Source organism: Geodermatophilus ruber (assembly GCF_900114385.1).
Taxonomy (GTDB): domain Bacteria; phylum Actinomycetota; class Actinomycetes; order Mycobacteriales; family Geodermatophilaceae; genus Geodermatophilus; species Geodermatophilus ruber.
In genome coordinates this window covers 311,557-328,653 of sequence record NZ_FOSW01000002.1, presented here as the reverse complement: position 1 = coordinate 328,653, position 17,097 = coordinate 311,557, and the positions used below count along the sequence as shown (strand labels likewise).

The 17,097-nt window shown below is 73.6% G+C and carries 17 protein-coding genes and 1 other RNA gene; 7 read left to right on the top strand and 11 right to left on the bottom strand.

All coding sequences use genetic code 11. The features are described 5' to 3' along the window. The first annotated feature begins 261 nt into the window (after positions 1–261). The 3 genes from BMZ50_RS04245 to BMZ50_RS04235 all read left to right on the top strand — a co-directional run bounded on the left by BMZ50_RS04245 (position 262) and on the right by BMZ50_RS04235 (position 4,441). A complete protein-coding gene (locus tag BMZ50_RS04245; protein WP_091321552.1) occupies positions 262–1,848 on the top strand; it encodes a multicopper oxidase family protein in 1,587 nt (528 codons plus the stop codon). A 77-nt stretch (positions 1,849–1,925) separates the two neighbouring features. Beyond that, on the top strand, positions 1,926–3,071 hold the full coding sequence (locus BMZ50_RS04240) for a GGDEF domain-containing protein (RefSeq protein ID WP_245753337.1): 1,146 nt from the start codon (positions 1,926–1,928) through the stop codon (positions 3,069–3,071). Positions 3,072–3,127: 56 nt separating this feature from the next. Continuing rightward, positions 3,128–4,441, top strand: coding sequence for a M24 family metallopeptidase (locus tag BMZ50_RS04235; protein WP_091321550.1), 1,314 nt, complete (start codon positions 3,128–3,130; stop codon positions 4,439–4,441). 81 nt (positions 4,442–4,522) lie between these two features. Here BMZ50_RS04235 and BMZ50_RS04230 read toward each other — a convergent pair whose 3' ends face one another. Both BMZ50_RS04230 and BMZ50_RS04225 read right to left on the bottom strand, forming a co-directional pair. After that, positions 4,523–4,948 carry a ChaB family protein gene (locus tag BMZ50_RS04230; RefSeq protein ID WP_091321548.1) on the bottom strand — a complete coding sequence of 142 codons (426 nt, stop codon included), beginning with the start codon at positions 4,946–4,948 and terminating at the stop codon, positions 4,523–4,525. Positions 4,949–5,209: 261 nt separating this feature from the next. Then, on the bottom strand, positions 5,210–5,437 hold the full coding sequence (locus BMZ50_RS04225) for a hypothetical protein (RefSeq protein WP_091321546.1): 228 nt from the start codon (positions 5,435–5,437) through the stop codon (positions 5,210–5,212). Positions 5,438–5,661: 224 nt separating this feature from the next. Here BMZ50_RS04225 and BMZ50_RS04220 point away from each other — a divergent pair, with 224 nt between their 5' ends. Beyond that, complete coding sequence (locus BMZ50_RS04220; RefSeq protein WP_091321544.1) at positions 5,662–5,874, top strand: hypothetical protein; 213 nt, start codon at positions 5,662–5,664, stop codon at positions 5,872–5,874. Positions 5,875–5,994: 120 nt separating this feature from the next. Continuing rightward, positions 5,995–6,501, top strand: coding sequence for a SixA phosphatase family protein (locus BMZ50_RS04215; protein ID WP_091321542.1), 507 nt, complete (start codon positions 5,995–5,997; stop codon positions 6,499–6,501). 190 nt (positions 6,502–6,691) lie between these two features. Here BMZ50_RS04215 and BMZ50_RS04210 read toward each other — a convergent pair whose 3' ends face one another. The 4 genes from BMZ50_RS04210 to BMZ50_RS04195 form a co-directional block, all read right to left on the bottom strand. Continuing rightward, on the bottom strand, positions 6,692–7,126 hold the full coding sequence (locus tag BMZ50_RS04210; protein WP_091321540.1) for a TIGR03618 family F420-dependent PPOX class oxidoreductase: 435 nt from the start codon (positions 7,124–7,126) through the stop codon (positions 6,692–6,694). 150 nt (positions 7,127–7,276) lie between these two features. Next, on the bottom strand, positions 7,277–7,843 hold the full coding sequence (locus tag BMZ50_RS04205) for a dihydrofolate reductase family protein (protein ID WP_091321537.1): 567 nt from the start codon (positions 7,841–7,843) through the stop codon (positions 7,277–7,279). Positions 7,844–8,122: 279 nt separating this feature from the next. Next, positions 8,123–8,526: RNase P RNA component class A (gene rnpB / locus BMZ50_RS04200), an RNA gene on the bottom strand. 72 nt (positions 8,527–8,598) lie between these two features. Continuing rightward, the gene (locus BMZ50_RS04195) at positions 8,599–9,321 is read right to left on the bottom strand and encodes a PIG-L deacetylase family protein (protein ID WP_091321535.1); all 723 of its coding nucleotides are present in this window, start codon (positions 9,319–9,321) and stop codon (positions 8,599–8,601) included. Between the two features lie 90 nt (positions 9,322–9,411). On the opposite strand from BMZ50_RS04195, the gene BMZ50_RS04190 reads away from it, so the two are divergent. Then, positions 9,412–10,167 (top strand): sulfite exporter TauE/SafE family protein, encoded by a 756-nt coding sequence (locus BMZ50_RS04190; protein WP_091321533.1) that lies wholly within the window; start codon positions 9,412–9,414, stop codon positions 10,165–10,167. A gap of 154 nt (positions 10,168–10,321) precedes the next feature. On the opposite strand, the gene BMZ50_RS04185 is transcribed toward BMZ50_RS04190, so the two are convergent. The 5 genes from BMZ50_RS04185 to BMZ50_RS04165 all read right to left on the bottom strand — a co-directional run bounded on the left by BMZ50_RS04185 (position 10,322) and on the right by BMZ50_RS04165 (position 14,927). Continuing rightward, complete coding sequence (locus BMZ50_RS04185) at positions 10,322–10,858, bottom strand: glutathione peroxidase (RefSeq protein ID WP_091321531.1); 537 nt, start codon at positions 10,856–10,858, stop codon at positions 10,322–10,324. A gap of 255 nt (positions 10,859–11,113) precedes the next feature. Continuing rightward, positions 11,114–12,145 (bottom strand): quinolinate synthase NadA, encoded by a 1,032-nt coding sequence (nadA, locus tag BMZ50_RS04180; protein ID WP_218146088.1) that lies wholly within the window; start codon positions 12,143–12,145, stop codon positions 11,114–11,116. A 102-nt stretch (positions 12,146–12,247) separates the two neighbouring features. Continuing rightward, positions 12,248–13,342, bottom strand: a complete 1,095-nt coding sequence (locus tag BMZ50_RS04175) for a bifunctional RNase H/acid phosphatase (RefSeq protein ID WP_091321529.1) — start codon at positions 13,340–13,342, stop codon at positions 12,248–12,250. Continuing rightward, entirely contained in the window at positions 13,339–14,079 is a 741-nt protein-coding gene (locus BMZ50_RS04170) for a zinc ribbon domain-containing protein (protein ID WP_091321527.1), read from the bottom strand. Before BMZ50_RS04170 ends, BMZ50_RS04175 begins: the two co-directional genes overlap by 4 nt. Continuing rightward, complete coding sequence (locus tag BMZ50_RS04165; protein ID WP_091321525.1) at positions 14,076–14,927, bottom strand: Nif3-like dinuclear metal center hexameric protein; 852 nt, start codon at positions 14,925–14,927, stop codon at positions 14,076–14,078. The genes BMZ50_RS04170 and BMZ50_RS04165 overlap by 4 nt, the downstream gene beginning before the upstream one ends. A gap of 173 nt (positions 14,928–15,100) precedes the next feature. On the opposite strand from BMZ50_RS04165, the gene BMZ50_RS04160 reads away from it, so the two are divergent. Then, positions 15,101–17,041, top strand: coding sequence for an FUSC family protein (locus BMZ50_RS04160; RefSeq protein ID WP_245753335.1), 1,941 nt, complete (start codon positions 15,101–15,103; stop codon positions 17,039–17,041). Positions 17,042–17,097: the final 56 nt, after the last annotated feature.

The window sequence follows — 17,097 nt, the reverse complement described above, 5'->3', positions numbered from 1 at the left end:
GGCGGCCTCCTCGGCGTGGTCGTCCCCGGCGTGTGCTCGGGCGTCCCAGCATTGCCGACGACGCCCGCGAGCGCCTCCCCGACCCACCTGGCGTTCCCGGCCGGGACGGCGTCCTCCGCCGTGATCAGCCCTTCTCACCGAACGTGGCCAGGGCGACTCCCCGACTCTCGGGGAGGGCCGACCCCTCACTCACGGCTCCCCGCGGAACGCGTGCTCCGCGAGGGTCCTCGGTACTTCCCAGCCGTCCGACAGGAGGCTCCCGTGGATTCCCCCTCGCTGAGTCGACGAGACACCCTGAAGCTGTCCGTGCTGGGAGCCGCCACCCTCGCCCTGCCGGTGGCCGGCGTGGTCGCCGCGAAGCGCGCCTCGGAGATCGCGGAGAACCGGATTCCCGAGCCGTTCACGGTGCCCTACCAGGCCCCGCCGGTCCTCGCCCCCGTCCGCACGGACCCCGCCACCCGCACCAGCTTCTACGAGATCACCCAGCGCCCGTTCCGCGGCCAGATCCTGCCCGGCGTGCAGACGACGCTGTTCGGCTACAACGGCATGGTCCCCGGGCCCACCATCCGGGCCCGGCGGAACGAGCCCTCGGTGGTGCGGCAGATCAACACGTTGCCCGAGCAGCATCCGACGCTGGGCTACCAGCCGTGGACCTCCACCCATCTGCACGGGGCGCCCTCCCTGCCGCAGTTCGACGGGTATGCCTCGGACATCAGCCTGCCGGGGCAGTACAAGGACTACCGGTACTCCAACAGCGAGGATGCGCGCACGCTCTGGTACCACGACCACTGCGTGCACCACACCGCGGAGAACGTCTACTCCGGGCTGGCCGGGCAGTACCACGTCATCGACACCCTGGAGCAGTCCCTGCCGATCCCGCACGGCGACTACGAGCTGCCGGTCAGCATCGGGGACGCCGCCTTCCGGAAGGACGGCGAACTGCTCTTCGACAACCGCAGCGAATCCGGCCTCATGGGCGACGTCATCCTGGTCAACGGGCGGCCCTGGCCCCTGCTGCGGGTCGAGCAACGCAAGTACCGCCTGCGGATCCTGAACGCCTCCGTCGCCCGCGGCTACCGGCTCCGGCTCAGCACCGGCGCTCCGATGACGGTGATCGCCACCGACGGCGGGCTGGTGCGCACCCCCCAGCCGGTGACCGAGCTGCTGCTCGGCGTGGCCGAGCGCTACGAGGTGATCATCGACTTCGCCGGCCTGCGGGCCGGGCAGCGGGTCGAGCTGCGCAACGCCGGGGTGAAGAACGCGATCGACTACGACCACACGGACAAGGTGATGGCCTTCGAGGTGACCGGCCCGGCCACGAGCACCGTCGGCAACGAGATCCCCGCGGAGCTCAACCCCACCCCGAAGAACATGCACCTCACCGCAGCGGACGCGGTGCGCACCCGGCGTCTGCGCTTCCGGCGCCAGGGCGGGGAGTGGACCATCGATCAGCTGACCTGGCAGGACGTGATCGACTCGGAGTTCCGCGACGTGCGGGCCGACCCCGCCCTCGGCGACATCGAGGTCTGGGAGCTGCAGAACAACTCCGGCGGCTGGAACCACCCCATCCACCTGCACCTGGTCGACTTCCGGATCCTCGACCGCAACGGCAGGCCGCCCCGGGCGCAGGAGCTCGGCCCGAAGGACGTCGTCTACCTGGGCGAGAACGAGACCATCCGGCTGGTCACCCAGTTCGGTCCGAACGAGGGCCGCTACATGATCCACTGCCACAACACCGTGCACGAGGACCACGACATGATGCACCAGTTCCGCGTCGGCAGGGACCTCCCGCAGAACGACCCGATCACCGCGGCTCCCCCGCAGAACCTCCCCGCGTCACCCCTGTGACCGCTGCGGTCCGGTGACGGAGGGTAGGGACGCGTCGGAGCCCCCAACGGAACCGGTCGGTACGGCATGCTGCGCGCGTGAGCGGGGGGCTGTTCGAGCGGGCCGGCGTGCCGGCCCGGGTGTCCGACACGGCGGCGAGCCGGGGGGCGGAGCACCAGATGGCCGCCCGGGCCCTGGCCGCGCTGACCTTCCTCGGTGGGCTGGTCGGGTCGGTGAACCTGTTCATCGACGGCAGCTTGCACGAGGGCGTCCCGCGCGTCGTCTACGCCGTGACGATGCTGGTCTCCCTGCTGATCGCCGTGCTCCTGGCCGTGCGCCAGCGGGCCGGGCGCTGGCCCACCTTCGGGCTCGTGCTCCTCGGGGACCTCGTCTACGTCATCGTCGCCCTCAGCATGTCCGAACCGGAGCACGCGACGCCGCTGCTGATGCTGTTCCCGTCCTTCGTCGCCGCCTGGTTCCTCGGGCCGTGGATGGTCGCGGTGAACATGCTGGCCACGGTGGCGGCCAGCACCGTCGCGTTCGCCCACACCTACGACGGCCTGCTGCTGGTGGCCCTCCAGGTGGCCATCAGCGCGGGTGTGCTCAACTCGGGCTGCCTGGGCGTGTTCATCCTGCGCCGCCGGGTGCAGCGACTGCTGGCCGCGACCCAGGCGCTGTCGCACGCGGACCCGCTCACCGGACTGGCCAACCGCCGCTATCTGACCGAGCTGGCACCCCGGATGTGGCGGCAGGCCCGCCGCGACGGCTCCTGCCTGGCCGCGATGGTGCTCGACCTCGACCACTTCAAGCAGCTCAACGATGCCCACGGGCACGCCGCCGGCGACGCGGTGCTCCGAGCGGTCGCGACGTCCCTGTCGGCCGTGGTGCGCCCCACGGACGTCCTGGCCCGGCTCGGCGGCGAGGAGCTGCTCGTGCTCGGCCTGGTCAGCGACTCCGTCGAGGCGGGCCGGCTGGCCGAGCGGCTGCGGCGGGCGGTCTCGGCCAGTCGCACCGAGGGCGGCCACTCGGTGACGGCGTCGATCGGCATCGCGCTGGCCCGGCCGGTCGACGGGGAGGACGCCGCCGATGCCATGTGGCGGCTGATCGACCGGGCCGACGGCGCCATGTACGAAGCCAAGCAGGCCGGTCGGGACCGGGTGGCCGCCGTCGTCCCCCGTCAGCGCAACGTGCGCCGGCCGAGCGACCTGCCGCTGCCGGGCCCTGCCACGGGAGAGCCGGCCTGACCCTCGGCTCCTGCGTTCGCCCGGTGGGAACGCCGGTTCTCTGCTTCCCTGTTCGCATGACGCTCATCGCGCCGCCGGACCCGGCCCGTACCATGCCGCTCCCGCTGCGCGAGCAGGCCGATGTCCGCGACCGCTGGCTGACCCAGCGCATCCTCGACCTGCTGCCCGGCCTCATGGACCGCGCCGGCATCGACCTGTGGCTGATCGTGGGGCGGGAGGACAACGAGGACCCGGTGCTCGGCACGCTGCTGCCGGCCACCTGGCTGTCGGCCCGGCGGCGCACGATCCTCGTCCTGCACCGCAGCGACGACGGCGTCACCGCCGCCGCGGTCTCCCGCTACCCGGTCGGCCAGTTCCTCCCCGCCTGGTCCCCCGGGGAGGGGAGCGTGCTGCCGGCCGAGGAGTCCCAGTGGGCAGAGGTGCGCCGCATGGTGGCGCAGGCCGACCCGCGGCGGATCGGCATCGACGTCTCGGCCTCCTTCGCGCTGGCCGACGGGCTGTCCCACACCGACCACCAGGAGCTCACCGCGGTGCTGGGCCCCTACGCCGACCGGCTGGTGTCGGCCGAGGAGCTCGCGGTGGGCTGGCTGGAGACGCGGCTGCCGGAGGAGGTCGCCGCCCTCCACCCGCTCAACCGGCTGGTGGACGAGGTCGTGGCCGAGGCGTGGTCGCCCGCCGTCCTCACCGTCGGCACGACGACCGCGGCCGACCTGGCGTGGTGGATCCGGCAGCGCCTGACCGACCTCGGGGTCGCCCCGTGGTTCCACCCGATGGTCGATGTCCAGCGCGCCGGGGTGGCCCCGGTCGAGGAGTGCGGCGTCCTGCTGCCCGCCGTCCCGTACGACGCCCCGGTGCTGCCGGGCGACCTGCTGCACTGCGACGTCGGGCTGTCCAGCCTGGGGCTGAAGGCCGACGTCCAGCGCACCGGCTACGTGCTGCGGCCGGGCGAGGCCGACGCCCCGGCCGGCCTGCGGCGCGCGCTGGCGGTCGGCACCCGGCTGCAGGACCTCACCACGACGGAGCTGGTCGTCGGCCGCACCGGCAACGAGGTGCTCGCCGCCGCCCGCGCGGGCGCGGCGGCCGAGGGGATCGACGGCGTCATCTACTCGCACCCCATCGGCGTGCACGGGCACGGTGCCGGCCCGGCGATCGGCCGGTGGGACGACCAGGGCGGTGTCCCGGGCGCCGGTGACCGCCTGCTGCACCCCGACACCGTCTACGCACTGGAGCTCAGCGTCACGGTGTCGGTGCCCGAGTGGGGCGGCCAGCCGGTGCGGATGGCCCTGGAGGAGGGCATCGTGCTGACCGAGACGGGTGTGCGCTACCTCGGCGACCGGCAGACCGAGCTGCTGCTGGTCCGCGGCTCCTGACCTGCTCTGCGCTCCATCGCCACGACGGCACTGAGCACGAACACCCCGACGTGGGCGATGGAGCACCGCTGGACCAGCGGACTACTTCCCCTCGCGCGCCTTGCGGGTCTCCCGGTCGTTGCTCTTCCGGAGCGCGTCGACCAGCTCCTCCTTGGTCATGTTCGAACGCCCCTCGATGCCGGCCTGCTTGGCCAGGTCGTAGAGGTGCTCCTTGGCGGCGTTGGCGTCGACGCCGCCGTTGGTCTCCCGGTTCGTCCCGCGGCCGCCCTCGGCCTGCGCATCGCTGGGCCCCTTCTCGTCCTTCGGCTCCCAGTGGTCGCCGACCTTCTCGTGCGTGTGCTTCACCGCGGCCCAGGCGGTCTGGTTGGCCCGCTGCTCGTCGTCGTAGGACTCCATCGCGGAGTCGTGCGCCTTGGCGTAGGTCCGCTGCGCCTTCTCGTCGGAGCGCTGCAGGGTGCTCGGGATCTCGTCCTGCTTCGCGTCGCCGCTCTTCGTGGTCTTGGGCACGTCCTCTCCTCTCGTGGCCGGGCGGCGTTCCCGGGGCTGCTCAGTTCAGGTAGCTGGTCGAGTACGCCCGCTCGGCGTCGGTGATCGGGCGGCTGATGTCCGCGGCGAGGTCGAACAGGACCATCACCACGTCGGCGCGGTCGTCCGCACCGGCTCCCGGCGCACGGTGAACGTCGAGGTGCCCACCCGGGTGACCGCGCTGCGCACGCACAGTCGCTCACCGATCCGGTAGGACGGCCGCCGGGTGCTCGTGCGGCGCGGTCAGGGCTCCGCGGTCTCGGCGGACGTGCGGTGCCCGCCCTGCGCGTCGTCCGGGTCGGGGTGCACGGTCCGCTCCTCGGACTCGGCGAGGATCGTCTCGGCCGCGACCTCCTCCATACCGCTGCCGGCGACCGCCTCCTCCTCGGGCAGCAGCTGCGCCCGGGTGTGGATGTTGTCCTCGGTGACGTTGTCCAGCGCCTCGGGGCTGGGCTTCTTCTGCGTGGTCATCGACACCTGCTCCTCGGTGCCCGGCGCGGGGCTCAGGCGATGTCTGCACGCCGTCGACCTGCCGGCCGACGGCTCCCGTCCCTGGCCGCCTACCCACCGTCCGTGCCCTCACACCCCGGCCGGATCCGGGCGCCGGGAACTGTCGGACCCGCCGACGAGCATGCGGATGTCGGAGAAGGAAGCCACGAGGGGCCCGCGGAGCGGGCCCGAGGAGGGGGAGCGACATGCCTGCGCAGTCGGCCCACCCGCTGGTCCACCGGCGAGGACCCCGCCGGCGGTCACCAGCCCTGCGATCACCCCTGCCGGCCGAGCGCACCTCGTTCGCGGCCGAACTGGTGCGCCTGTTCGACGAGGGGCACCGCTGCTTCTGCCCCGAGTGCCGGGAGCGCGCCCGCGCGCAGGAGCTGGCCCGCCGCGCCGGCCGCCGCTGCGCCTGACCAGCTCAGCGGTGTTGCCCACCCGTCGGCGCGCGTCACGGTGATCTCCTCACCCCTCGGTGGGCTGAGGCGGATCCGCTGCCAGCTGAGCGGCGCACGGCGGGCTGCCAGACTCGCCCCGTGCAGCCCCGCCGACTCCTGCTGATCCGCCACGCCCAGGCCGCCCACGGCCCGGTGGACGTGGACCGTCCGCTGACCGAGCCCGGCGCCCGGCACGCCGCGGCGCTCGGGACCTGGCTCGCGCAGGCGGGGCTGACGCCCGACCGGGTGCTCGTCTCCCCCGCCCGCCGGGCGGCGCAGACCTGGGAGCAGGCGAGCGCAGCGCTGGCGGCGGGCCCGCAACCCATCGTCGATGCGCGCATCTACGACAACTCGCTCGACTCGCTGCTCGCGGCCATCCGGGAGACCCCCGAGGAGGTCACGACCCTGGCCGTCGTGGGCCACAACCCGTCGCTCGCGGAGCTGGCCGGCGCCCTCGACGACGGTCAGGGCAGCCCCACGGCCCGGCGCGACGCCCGAGCGGGGTTCCGGACCGGCGCCGTCGCCGTGTTCCTCCCCGCCCCGCCGTTCGCCGCGCTCGAACCGGGTGCGGCGACGCTGGGCGACTTCGCGGTGCCTGGCGACTGACGAGCGGTCCCACGCCCGACGCGCTGATCGCCGCGGCGGTGTTCGCGTCGCTGAGGGCGCCGAGCGCCGTCGATCGTGCCACCGCACCCGCCCCCGAGCCGGTTCGGCGCCGCCGACCGGCCGGTGCTGCGGCTCGACCTCGAGGAGGTGCGCGTCTCCCGGTGACCCGGCTGGCTGGATGCGGAGGATCTCAGTCGCTGGTGTCCTTGTTCTGGTCGATGATCGTCTGACGGCGCGGCGTGACCTGCAGGATGACCCGTTCGGACTTGATCGCGTCCGGCGGATAGTCCTGCCCGGTGTACTTGCGTGAGAGTTCGTCGATGTGCTCGCGCGCCTCGGGCCCGGTCGTGATGCCGGTGACCTCACCCCGCACCTCGGCGTAGCGGTACGGGTCGTTCTCGTCCCGGATCATCACCGTGATGCGCGGATCGCGTTGAACGTTCTCGAACCTCTTGCGATGGGTCTCGGTGTTCAGCACCACCGATCCGTCGCGGGTCCCGACCCACATGATCCCCGTCTGGAACTGCCCGCTCGGCAGCATGGTGGTCACCGCAGCGAAGTTCTTGCCGGATGCGAGCTCCTCGGTGACCGGGTGGAGCTCGGGTGAGTTCGTCGTCTCAGCCATGACTCCATCGTGACCGAGAACCGTCCCCGGCGCGGGTCGGAACGGGGAGGCCCTTGGGTGGGCCGCTCATCGTCACGGTGGGCCGGGCGCGGACGGCCACGTGCTTCCAGACGCCCCACGTGTCTTGCTCGGACCGCTCGACGTCGACACCTAGGGCCGCCGGACGGCGTAGCGCAGCAGGACGACACCGTTGCCGAACCGCCGGTTCTCCACCAGCTCCAGGTCGGTCGGGTTGTCGGCGGTCTCGAACAGCCGTCGACCGCGGCCGATGACGACCGGGTTGACGTAGAGCCGGTACTCGTCGACCAGGTCCAGTCGGCGGAAGGTCTCGGCCAGGTCGACCCCGCCGAGCGTCATGTCCCCGCCGGGCCGCTGCTTCAGTGCACGGATCTCGTCGACGTCCACCGCTGCCCGCAGCGAGGCGTTGGGGCCGACCTCCTGCAGCGTGCGGGAGAACACGATCTTCGGCACCGCCCGCCAGATGCCGGCGAACTCGCGCATGGTCGGCGGGGAGTCCGGGTTCTGGTCGGCGGTCGGCCAGACCGCTTCCATGAGCTCGTAGGAGACCCGGCCCTCCACGAAAGCGCTGTTGGTCGCGAGCTGCTCGTTGAAGTGCGCGTGCAGCTCCTCGTCGACGAGGTGCCAGCTCAGGTCGCGGTCCGGCCCCTCGAAGTAGCCGTCCAGCGACAGCATCATGTGCACGACGATCTTCCGCATGCGTCCTCCCGATCCACGACTCGGTCCGGGAGCTCGGACCGGCGGGCGCGGACGATCTCATCGGTCCGGCCGGTCTTCGCTCGGCACGGCCGGTCGGGGATGCGCCTGCCGGAGGGCGGCGGGAACCGGATCGGCAGCGTCCCGATGGCCTCCCGGGGACTGCCCCGACTCGGACGACCGGACACGGGCCGCGGTGGACGCCGCCCTTCGCGAAGTTGTTGACTCCGCGCGGACTGACACCCACCTCTGACGACGTTTCCGCAGGCCAGCGGCGGGCGACGGACGAGTCGGCCTGTACGCCGGGTTCTGTCCACGGGCGCCTCACGGCCTCCCGATGGGCGGTCATCCATCTAGGCCTGCCGTTGCCGGCAGGCTCCAGCGGTCTACCCGCAGGCATCGGGCGGGCAGCCCTCGATCGCCTGCGCAGGACGGCGGCGAACCGCCGTCCCTTCTTGACCTTGCTCCGGGTGGGGTTTACCGAGCCACACCGGTCACCCGGTGTGCGGTGGTCTCTTACACCGCCGTTTCACCCTTACCAGCGGCGAGCCGCTGGCGGTCTGTTCTCTGTGGCACTGTCCCGCGGGTCACCCCGGGTCGCCGTTAGCGACCACCCTGCCCTGTGGAGCCCGGACGTTCCTCGGCGGCGGGGTCTCCCCCGCCGACGCGACCGCCCGGCCGACTCGTCCGTCGTGCCGCCCAGTCTAGAGACCGTGCTGCCGGTCGGTTCCCGATAGGCCGCGGCGAGCAGCCGGCCGTCAACCCCAGTAGAGCCGGAAGCCGACCCGCCGCCCGCCGTCCTCGGCCAGGGTCGCCATGTCGATCTGTCGACGTGCCTGCTCCTCGACCGGCTCGTCCGACAGCGCCTCCAGGTAGCGGCGATGCTCGGTCAGCGACGCGACGGCCTTCTCCACGCCGACGGTCACGTCCACGACGTGCGGCGGCTCCGGGTCGACCGAGTGCACCGCGATGTACTGCACGCCCGCCCACCTGGGCTCGGTGAGGTCGGGGAAGATCCACTCGTTGGCGGCGTCGGCGACCGCGTCGAGCACGCTGCGGGTGAGCGCTCGGTGGTCGGCCGAGTTGACGTACCCGGGGGTGACCCCCGGCGGCGTCCAGGTGTCGCCGCCCCACATGGTGACCACCAGCTCGGGCCGGTGCCGGCGGATCGCCGCGGCGAGGTCCCGGCGGAGCCCCAGCCCGGCCTCCAGCACGCCGTCGCGGTGGTCGAGGAACTCCACCTCCGACACCCCGACGACGGCCGCCGAGCGTCGCTCCTCCTCCTCACGCAGCGGTCCGGCCTCGGCCGGGGAGAGCCCGGCGATGCCCGCCTCGCCGCGGGTGGCCAGCAGGTAGTGGACCTCCTTGCCGGCAGCGGTCCAGGTGGCGACGGCAGCCGCGGCCCCGTACTCGATGTCATCGGGATGGGCGGCGACGACCAGAGCGCGCTGCCAGTCGTCGGGCATGGGGACAGGGGGCATGCGCGCAGTCTGCCCCGCAGGCCGACGCCCGGGAGCCCGGTCAGGGCAGAAAGCCGGCCGTTCCCCCAGGTCACCGTAGGCTCACCGGTCGTGTCCGCCCTCGACCTGGCCATCGCAGCGGGCGTCGCCCTCGTCGCCGGGGGGATCAACTCGATCGCCGGCGGCGGCTCGCTGATCCTCTTCCCCACCCTCGTCGCGCTGGGGCTGGGCACCGTGGCCGCGAACGTCACCAACTCGCTCGCCCAGTGGCCCGGCTACCTCGGCGGGGTGCTCGGCTTCCGCGCCGAGTACCGCGGCCAGCGCGGGCGGCTGCTGCGCTTCGGCACCGTTGCCCTGCTCGGCGGCACCGCGGGCAGCGTGCTGCTGCTGACCACGCCCAGCGCCGCCTTCGACGTCGCCGTCCCCGTGCTGGTGCTGCTGGCCAGCCTGCTGCTCGCCGTCCAGCCGCTGATCACCCGCCGGCTGAAGCGCGGCGAGGACGACGGACGAGGACGGGACCCGGTCTGGCTCTACGTCGCGCTGTTCCTCGCCACCGTCTACGGCGGCTACTTCGGCGGCGCGCTGGGCGTCATCCTGGTCGGGGTCCTCGGCGTCGGCCTGCACCGGCTGAAACTGGCCAACGCGCTGAAGTCGGCGCTGTCGGCGATCACCGCCACCGTCACCCTCGTCATCTTCGGGATCTTCGGCCCGGTGGAGTGGTCCGTGGTCGCAGTCGCCGCACCCGCCAGCCTGCTCGGCGGATTCCTCGGCGCCCGCGTGGCCACCCGCATCCCTACCACGCCGCTGCGGGTCTTCATCGTGGTGTTCGGCGTCGCGGTGTCGATCTACCTGTTCACCCGCATCTGAGCGCCGCCGCGCAGCAGGGGCTTCCAGGACTCCTGACGCTGCTGGACGAGGGCTCCAGCCCGATCAGAGGCACCCTCTGCACGCTGGGTGCCGCGGGCGCGCTGAGCGCGCCCGCGGCCGTGCGGTCCGAGCGCGGACCGCACGGCCGTCGCGCTCAGGCGAGCAGGTCGTCGAGATCGGCGCGGATCTGCTCGGGCGTCACGATCGGCTCGTAACGGCGGATCACCTCGCCGTCGCGCCCGATCAGGAACTTGGTGAAGTTCCACTTCACGGCGTCCGTGCCGACCAGCTCCGGGTAGTTCGTGCTGATGTGGTCCCACAGCATCCCCGCGTCAGGGCCGAGGTCCCCCGGCGCCTGGGCCCGCAGGTAGGCGAACAGCGGCTCGGCATCGGGCCCGTTGACGTCGACCTTCTTCAGCACGGGGAAGGTCACGTCGTAGGTGGCCGAGCAGAACTGTTGGATCTCGGTGTCGGTGCCCGGCTCCTGCTCGCCGAACTGGTTGCAGGGGAACCCGAGGATCTCCAAGCCCTGCTCGTTCAACTCCCGATAGAGCTTCTCCAGGCCCTCGTACTGCGGGGTGAACCCGCACTTGCTGGCCACGTTGACCACGAGGAGCACCCGGCCCTCGTAGTCGCGCAGCGGGCGATCGGAGCCGTCAGCGGCGGTCACGGTGAAGTCGTGGGCGTTCATGCGTGGGGTCCTCTCGACGGAGCAGTCGGTCCCGGGGCGGCTCCCGGTAGCTTTCCAGCAACCCCGCCCGGCCACCGCGTTGTTCCAGGTCGCGGGCTCGTCATGGTTCCGGCAGGCCGGCACACCGGGACGGGCATGCCCAGCGCGAGGAGCAGCCGGAAGGCCCGGCGCCCGCCACTACCCCCCGCTCGAGGTTCCGGAGGTGTGCGCCCGGCTGATCGACGAGCTCGCCGGCCGCCTGCCTGCGCTCTGAGCTCACTCCCCGCCGCGGCCGGGCTCGCCGATCGCGATCATCGCCTCGACCGCGCGCCGGGCCCGCGCGGCGGTCTCGACGTCGACGTCGACGGCCCCCTCGCCGGTGCGCAGGGTGTGCAGCAGCTTGGCCGGGGTGATCATCTTCATGTACCGGCAGGCGGCGCGCTCGTTCATCGGGATGAACTGCGTCCCTGCGTTCAGCGCCCGCAACTGGTGCAGGATGCCGACCTCGGTCGCCACCAGCACCTGGCGGGCCTGCGTGGTCGCCGCCTGCTCGACCATGCCGCCGGTGGAGAGCACCCGGGTGCGCTCGGCCGGCAGGTCGCCGTGGCTGACCAGGTCCAGCACCGAGGTGGTGCAGCCGCACTCGGGGTGCACCAGGATCTCGGCGTCCGGGTGGGCGGCCACCTGGGCACGGACGTCGGACGGGCTGATCCCGGCGTGCACGTGACACTCCCCCGCCCACACGTGGATGTTCTCCCGCCCGGTGACGCGCCGGACGTGCGCGCCGAGGAACTGGTCGGGGCAGAACAGGATCTCCCGGTCCTCCGGGATGGACCGGATGACGTCGGCGGCGTTGGAGGACGTGCAGCAGATGTCGGTCTCGGCCTTCACCGCGGCGGTCGTGTTCACGTAGCTGACGACGACGGCGCCAGGGTGCTCGGCCTTCCACTCCCGCAGCTGCTCGGCGGTGATCGAGTCGGCCAGCGAGCAGCCGGCCGCGTGGTCGGGCAGCAGCACGGTCTTGTCCGGCGAGAGGATCTTCGCGGTCTCGGCCATGAAGTGGACGCCGCAGAACACGATCTCCCGCGCGTCGGTCTGCGCCGCGACCCGGGACAGGTAGAGGGAGTCGCCGGTGAAGTGGGCGACGTCCTGGATCTCGGGCACCTGGTAGTTGTGCGCCAGGATGACCGCCCCGCGCTCCTCGGCCAGCGCGCGGACCTCGGTCGCCCAGCGCTCGTACTCGGCCGGTGACAGGGTGCGCTCGTCACCGGCGACGGCGGGGGTGGCGGGGGCGGGGGTCGCGGTCACGGGTTCTCCAGGTCTCAGGGGTACCGACCATGATCCCCCGACCGGCGGGCGGGCCGTGCACCCGCTCCGGCGGGAGGTCAACTCATCGGTTGACCACGGGGATCAGCGCAGGTGGCCGGTGTCGTTGACCAGCCGGACGGCGCTGCGGCCGTCGGAGCTCCACGCCACGGTGCTCAGCGACGCCGCCTCGAGGAACACCCGGTGGACGACGTCGTCGGGGACGTCCAGGCCCGCGGCGAGCATCAGCTTGATCGGGGTCACGTGGCTGACGACCAGCACGGTCCTCCCGGCGTGCTCGCGCAGGATCCGCGCCCGGGCCCGGCCCACCCGGACGCTCACGTCGGCCACCGACTCCCCGCCCGGCGCGGCGACGGTGGTGTCGGTGGCGAAGCGGCGGGCGGCCAGCGGGTGCGCCGCGCGGGCCTCGTCGGCGGTCAGCCCCTCCAGATCACCGAAGTCCAGCTCCACGAGGTCGTCGTCGAACTGCACCGGCAGGCCCAGGACGGCGGCGACCACCTCGGCGGTCTCCCGGGTGCGGCGCAGCGGCGAGGCGACGACGACCTCGATGCCCAGCTCCTTCGCGCGGACCGCGGCCGCGTCGGCCTCCGCCCGGCCGGTCGCCGACAGCGGCAGGTCGTTACGGCCGCTGTAACGACGCTCAGGGGTGTGCTCGGTGCGCCCGTGCCGCAGCAGGTGGGTCACCGTGGTCACGGCGGGCGCCGGCACGGCGACCGGCTGGACGTCGTCCTCGGTGGTCGCCGGCTCGGCGGCGAGGTCCCGGCGCACCGGCCGGCCGTCCATCGCGCTGTTGGCCAGCGCGTCGGCGGCGCTGTTCTGCGCTCTCGGCACCCAGGTGTAGCGGACCCCACCCAGCTGGCGGGCGATCTGCTGGGCCTGCAGGGCCAGCTTCTGCATGTCGGGGTGCTTGATCTTCCAGCGCCCGGACATCTGCTCGACGACGAGCTTGGAGTCCATCCGAACCTCGACCTCGGCCTGAGGGTTCAGGTCGAGCGCCGCCTGCAGGCCGGCGACCAGGCCGCCGTACTCGGCCACGTTGTTGGTGGCCCGGCCGACGGACTCAGCCCGCTCGGCGAGCACCCGCCCGGTGGCGGCGTCCCGGACCAGCGCGCCGTAGCCGGCCGGACCGGGGTTGCCCCGCGACCCGCCGTCCGCCTCGACGATCAGCCGGCGGCTCACAGGCCCGACTCGGCGGTGCGCACCAGGATCCGGCCGCAGTTGTCGCAGCGCACGACCTCGTGCGGATCCGCGTTGCGGACGGCGGCGAGCTCCCTGCCGAACAGCTCGATCCGGCAGCCCTGGCACTGGCGGGCCTGCAGCATCGCCGCCCCGGTGCCGCCGGTCTGGGTGCGGATGCGCTCGTAGAGGGTCAGCAGGTCGGCCGGGATGGTGGCGGCGGCCTCGGTGCGGGCGGCCTCGTGCCGGGCGGTGCCCTCGGCGATGTCGGCCAGGGCGTCGTCGCGGAGCTGCTCGGCGCGCTCCCGCTCCCCCTGCGCCTTCGTGAGCCCCTCCCGGGCCGCGGTGAGGGCGGCCTCGGCGGTCTCGAGCTGCTCCATCAGCTCGAGCTCCTGGTCCTCCAGGTCGGACTGTCGGCGGGCCAGTGACTGCAGCTCGTGCTGGAGGTTGGTCATCTCCTTCGGGGAGACGCTGCCGGAGTCCAGGAGCTTCTGGTCCTTGGCCGCGCGCAGCCGCACGGTCTCGACGTCGCCCTCCATCCGCTTCACCTCCCGCTGGAGGTCGCGGACCTCGGTCTCGGCGTTGACCACCGCGGCGGTGAGCTCCCGCTCGGCCTCGGCCGCGGCGTCGACCGCCGTGACCTCGGGAAGCGTGCGCCCGCGGTGGGCGAACTGCGCCAGCGCAACGTCCTCGGCGGCGAGGACCAGCAGCTTCTGCTGGTCGAAGTGGTCGGCCTTCACCCGCTCAACCTACCTGCGGACCCGCCGGTCCCCGGCTGGGCGACGTGCGCCGTCCACGGGTCCGTGCGCCGGGTCGAGACAGCGACCTCGACCCGGTTCCCGAGGTCCCGGGCGAGGAGGTCGGCGGCCACGGGCAGCCAGGGCCACTCCGAGGCGAAGTGCGCGACGTCGACCAGCGCCGGACCGGGCACCTCCAGCGCCTCGGACACCGGGTGGTGCTTGAGGTCGCTGGTCAGCAGGACGTCGGCGCCGGCGGCCGCGGCCGCGGGGAGGAGGGATCCGCCGCTGCCGCCGCAGACGGCGACGGTCGCGACGCGACGATCCGGATCCCCGGCCGCGCGGACCCCGCCGGCCGTGACGGGCAGGGCCGCGGCCACCCGCTCGGCGAAGCCCCGCAGGCTCATCGGCTCGGCGAGCCGGCCGACGCGGCCGAGCCCGACCCGGGGATCGGAGGCCGCGGGCAGGACGGGCCTCGGGTCGATCAGCCCGAGGACGCCGGCGAGCGCGTCGTTCACGCCGGTGGCAGGGGCGCGGTCGGCATTGGTGTGCGCGACGAAGAGCCCGGCACCGGCCCGGATGAGGCGGTGCACGAGCCGCCCCTTCGGGTCGTCGGCGGGCACCCCGTGGACCGGCGTCAGCAGCAGCGGGTGGTGGGTGACGAGCAGGTCGGCCCCGGTCTCGACGACCTCGTCCACCACGGCGCCGACCGGATCGACGGCGAACAGCACGCGCCGCACCGGCTCGTCGGGGTCCCCGCAGACCAGCCCGACTGCGTCCCAGTCCTCGGCGAGCGCGGGGGCGTAGCGCCCCTCGAGCGCGGCGACGACCTCCCCCAGTGTCACGGTCACGGGCCGGACTGTAGGTCAGCGGGCAGGGCGCGTCCCGGACGTCCACCGGCCGCCGCCCCGTGATCATGGGGTTGTTGCGCGAGACACGGGACGACACGCCGCACCGGCCGGCAACATCACCATGATCGCGGCGGGGCGGGGTGGAAGGCTCGGGAGCCGTGGCGGACAGGGGGGTGCGCGCCCCGGCGTGGCTCGAGGAGCTGGTGCGCACCAGCCCCCCGCCGGTGCCGTGGCGCGACGTCGTCCGCTTCGCGATCACCGTGCCCGCGCCGCTGGCCGTGGCGGTGGTGATCGAGGGCGGCGTGCGGCCCGGCGCGGCCCTCGGCGCCGGCGTCTTCGCCACCATGGGCGCGCTCGCCGCGAGCCTCGCCCCCCAGGGCGGCCCCGTCCGCGACCGGCTCCGGCGGATCGCCGCGACCACCACCTTCGGCGGGATCGGGCTGGTGGTCGGCCAGTACGCGGCCGGCGGCGGGTGGGGCCCGGTCGCCGTCATCGCCGTCCTGTCCGCCGTCGCGGCGCTGGTCAGCGCGGTCAACGCGGCGCTGTCCCTGGGCGCACTGCAGCTGCTCGTCTACACCGCGCTCGCCTCGGGGCTGGTCACCCCCCTCTCCCCCGCCGCCGAGGTCGGCTTCTTCGTCGCGGGTGCGGTGTGGGCCACGCTCACGACGCTGGTGCAGTACCGCACCGAGGTCGGCGATCCCGACCGCACCGCGGTCGCCACCGTCTTCACCCGCATCGGCGAACTGCTCGCCGCCATCGGGACGGCGGACACCGAGGAGGCCCGGCGGCGGCTGACCACCGCCCTCAACACCGCCTACGACCGGGTGATCCGCAGCCGCAGCCACATCGCGGGGCGCAGCAAGGAGCTCTCCGAGCTGGCCGGGGTGCTCAACGCGGCCGCCCCGCTGGTCGAGGGGACCGTGGCCGCCGTCCGCGCCGGGGTGCCGGCCGACCCGCGCGACATCACCGCGGCGCACGCCCTGGCCGCCGCCGTCTCCGGTGACCGCGAGCTGCCGGCCGAGCGGCCCGACGCCCTGGAGTCCGGCGGGCCCACCCGGCGGGCGGTGCGGCACGGGCTGCGACTGGCGTGGAACGTCGTGGGCGATCCCGAGGAACGGGCCGGTGCCGCCGTCCCCTCCGTCGTGCCCGGCTGGCGCACCCGGCTGCGGGACGTCGCCGACCGGACCCTCGGCAGCGTCGACACCCGGGCCTTCGCGATCCGCCTGGCGCTGTGCATGACGATCGCCGAGATCGCCCGCCAGTACCTGCCCATCGAGCGCCCCTACTGGGTGCTGCTCACCGTCGCGATCGTGCTCAAGCCGGACTTCGGCTCGGTCTTCACCCGGGCGGTGCAGCGCGGCGCCGGCACCCTGCTCGGGGTGCTCATCGGCTCGCTGCTGCTCGCGGTGCTGCCCCGCGACGCCTGGGTGCTCGTTGCCATGGCCGCCGCGGTCGCCCTGCTGCCGTGGGCCCGCAGCGCCAACTTCGGGCTGTTCTCGGTGTTCCAGACCCCCGTGATCATCCTGCTGCTCGACCTGGCGCTGCCCAGCGGGCCCGGGGTGGTCGGCGCCCGGCTGCTGGACACCCTCATCGGCTGCGCGATCGTGCTGGTCTTCGGTTACCTGCTGTGGCCCCAGACCTGGAAGGCGCCGCTGGACGAGGCCCTGCGCGACGCCGCCGGCGCCCTCGACGCCTTCGTCGGGGCCGCGTTCACCGGGAGCCCGGCCGAGCGGCGGCGGGCCCGGCGCCGCAGCTACCGGGCGCTGACCGAGCTGCACACCCAGCTGCAGCGCCACCTGGCCGAGCCGCCACCGGTCAGCACCCGCGCGGCGGCGTTCTGGCCGGTGATCGTGCAGCTGGAGCGGACCTCTGACGCGGTCACCGAGGCGGTCATCGCCACCCGCCACGGCGAGCCGGAGCCCGACCTGGCCCAGGTCTCCGTCCTGCGCCGCGCCATCCGGGACCTGGAGGCCGACATCCGAGCGCACCGGCCGCCCGACGACGCGGAGATCCACGCCGAGGGCGTCCTGGCCCCGGTCGCCCGGGAGGTCGACACCGCCCGGCGCCTGCTCCGTGAGGCCGCGCCGGGACGGCCGCAGCCCGTCGACGGCTGACCGCGACCGCCGATCGCTCCGGTGGACGTGACCGGCGCCACGTGGTCGGCTGTCCT